The sequence below is a fragment of the Jiangella rhizosphaerae genome, assembly GCF_003579925.1.
In the GTDB taxonomy this organism is placed as follows: Bacteria; Actinomycetota; Actinomycetes; order Jiangellales; family Jiangellaceae; genus Jiangella; species Jiangella rhizosphaerae.
Window position 1 is genome coordinate 1 of the sequence record NZ_QUAL01000201.1, and the last position, 604, is coordinate 604.

General features: G+C 71.5%; 1 pseudogene. It reads left to right on the forward strand.

Annotation, left to right across the window (positions count from 1 at the left end):
* Nucleotides 1–604 (forward strand): annotated as a pseudogene (locus DY240_RS22430) (error-prone DNA polymerase); the annotation flags it as partial.

Consider the following 604-nt stretch of genomic DNA (forward strand, 5'->3'; position numbering starts at 1 on the left):
GACATCGACCTCGACATCGAGAACGCCCGCCGCGAAGAGGTCATCCAGCACGTCTACGCCAAGTACACCCGCCAGCGCGCCGCGCAGGTCGCCAACGTCAACACCTACCGGCCCAAGCTGGCGCTGCGCGACGTCGCCCGCGCCCTGGGCCACAGCCCCGGCCAGGTCGACGGCTGGACCAAGCACCTGGGCTACTTCGACACCAGCGTGCCCGACGACGCCGGCGTCCCCCACCAGGTCACCCACCTCGTCGACCAGCTGCTGCGGCTGCCGCGGCACCTGTCCATCCACTCCGGCGGCATGGTCCTGTGCGACCGGCCCGTCGGCGAGGTCGTCCCCGTCGAGTGGGCCACCATGCCCGGCCGCAGCGTGTTGCAGTGGGACAAGGACGACTGCGCCGCCGCCGGGCTGGTCAAGTTCGACCTGCTCGGCCTGGGCATGCTCTCGGCGTTGCGGGAGTCGTTCGACCTGCTCCGCGCCCACCACGGCCTCGACCTGGCCCTGCACACCGTCCCCGCCGGCGACCCGGCCGTCTACGACATGATCTGCGACGCCGACACCGTCGGCACCTTCCAGATCGAGTCCCGCGCCCAGATGGCCACCC